Source organism: Kribbella albertanoniae (assembly GCF_004348455.1).
Lineage (GTDB): Bacteria > Actinomycetota > Actinomycetes > Propionibacteriales > Kribbellaceae > Kribbella > Kribbella albertanoniae.
Genome location: NZ_SMKA01000486.1, coordinates 1 through 2,436, shown reverse-complemented (window position 1 = coordinate 2,436; position 2,436 = coordinate 1). Strand labels below are relative to the sequence as shown.

Sequence of the window (2,436 nt, the reverse complement as noted above, 5' to 3'; positions counted from 1 at the left end):
GGTCCACCACCAACACCCACCACCACCCCACCGCGGCAGCCGGCCCCCAGGCCGGCCCGCGGACCTACCCATGCCCCCAGCACGGTCACCGTGGACCTGGATCAGGTTAGCGACGGCCCTCCGCCACGATTCTCTAGCCACGGCTCTCCCGGCAACAGCACGCACACCCGGACCACGGCCCACCCAACGCCGGCCCGCTCGGACGAGTGCCCGCGCTGCGGACTAGCGCGACGTGCCTTTGCCCATGACCGGTCTCGCCCGAGCCCCAGCCGCGCCAGTGCTGCCTACATCAGCTCTGGGAGAGTCCACCCACCACGCGACAGCAGGCTCGAAGCGGCAGCACAGCCCAGCGGTCAGCACCGACCACGGCGACGGAGCAACTGCAAGCGGGGACAGCAACCACAGCGGCGGATCAGCCACTATCCGCGTGATCCCCGGGCAGCAACCACAGCCCGTCAGCCCAAGCCACCGGGCACCGGGCACCGGGCACCGGGCACCGGGCACCGGGCACCGGGCACCGGGCACCGGGCACCGGGCACCGGGCACCGGGCACCGGGCGAAGGCAACCATCTCCGCCGCCCCACCGCATCGCCCAGCCACCTTGTCCTTTGGTCGGCCGCAGCGGCGACCAATCACCGCAAATGTCACCGGTCGAGTCCGTACCGAGCGGTCGCTACTCGAACCGCAACAAGCGGCCGACGAGACGGCCTTTCCGGATTGGTGAGTTTCAGGCTGATCCGCGGGCCAGGTGGTTGGTGATTCGTAGGGCGTTGGCGAGGACTGTTAGGACTGGGTTTACGCCTCCGTTGGTTACGTGGACGGAGGCGTCGGCGATTCGGACGTTGTTGTGGCCCCAGAGGCGGCCGTGGGGGTCGGTGACTGAGTGGGCTGGGTCGGTGCCCATGCGGCAGGTGCCTGCCTGGTGCTGGCCGGTGCTGGCGCGGGACGTGGTACCGATGGAGGCGAGGGCTGTGCGGGTTGCGCCTGCGGCTAGTAGCCAGTCGTTGGCTTTGGCGCTCATGAAGGCTTGGGCGCGGACGTCTTCGGGGTGGATCGAGCCGCTGATCTTGGCGACCGGGTTGCCGAAGCGGTCGCGGGTTCGGGGATCGATGCGGATCCGGGAGTCGGGTGAGGTGACCTCCTGGATGGGGCCGACGACTCGTAGCATGCGGCGTGCTTCGCGTTGCATTGCTTGTTTGCCGGCCAGGCCGGCTCGCGGGATCAGGCCAGCGCCGGTTAGGTAGTCGTACGTCGCGGCCGGGGTCGGCACGAATTCGTTGGCCAGCATGCCGCCGCCGATGATGCCGTCGTTGCCGTGGCGGAAGTCGCAGGTCGCGATCGAGACGCCGGGACCGATCAGATCGGTCAGCTCGTCGTCGAACAGTCCGACGGCACCGGCGTACACGTGGGCTTGGAGATAACGGCCTACCTGGTCGTGGTTGTTACCGAGGCCGTTCGGCTCGGCGTCGTGCGCGCTGTTGAGCAGGAGCCGTGGGGTTTCGGAGGCACCCGCGGCGACGACGACCTCGGCGCATTCGATCGTGCGTCGCCAGAGTTGTCCGTCAACCAGTGCGACGCCGACGACTCGACCGTTGCGGACGACCAGCCGCTCTGCTGTGGTCTCGGTGAGCAGCGTGCAGTTGCCGGTTGCGAGGGCGGCGGGGAGTGCGGTGTTGTGGGTGCCCGACTTTGCCTCGACAGGACAGGCGAATCCGACGCACTGACCGCAGCGGACGCAGGCCGCGCGGCCTTGGTAGTCGACGGAGTTGATCAGCAGCGGTACGTCGAGAGTGCCCCAGCCGAGCGTTTCGGCAGCAACTGCGAGGCGGTGGGCCGGGCCGGTGCGAGGCAGTGGCGGCATCGGGAGCTCACGTGGCTCGTGCCACGGGTCGACGCCCGCGCCGCTGACCCCGAACCGCTGCTCGGCCAACGTGTAGTACGGCGCGAGGTCGTCGTACGAGATCGGCCAGTCCGCGAGACCGCTCCCCTCCGGTACGCCGTATGTGCTGGCCATCCGGAAGTCGAGCGGCACGAACCGCCACGCCTGCGCGCCGTACACCCGGGTCCCACCGCCGACGGTGAACGCGTTGTTGCCCCAGTCCCCGTCCGGCGGCAGCGGGTACGACGTCACTCCGTCGACGACTGCGACGCGCGGCCGTCCCTGCGGATCCGGATCGGTCACCGCAGGCAGGCCGGCCACCGACCGCGGATTCCGCAGGTGGTCGTGCGCAAGCGACTGGGTCGTCGGGTAGCGCCCCGCCTCGACCACAAGCACCGACCGGCCGGACTCGGCCAGCACCTGCGCCGCCGTACCGCCACCGGCCCCCGACCCGATCACCACCACGTCATATCGCTCCGCCAACGCGCTCCGCGGCGTGAGCGTCAGCTCGGTCGACGCACCGGTCCAACCCCCAGCCTGTCTCTTATACACAGCTG

At 69.7% G+C, this 2,436-nt stretch carries 1 protein-coding gene; it reads right to left on the bottom strand.

Going from position 1 to position 2,436, the window contains the following annotated elements; translation table 11 throughout:
* Window positions 1-727: 727 nt before the first annotated feature.
* Entirely contained in the window at window positions 728-2,362 is a 1,635-nt protein-coding gene (locus E1261_RS44380) for a GMC oxidoreductase (RefSeq protein WP_238176849.1), read from the bottom strand.
* Window positions 2,363-2,436: the final 74 nt, after the last annotated feature.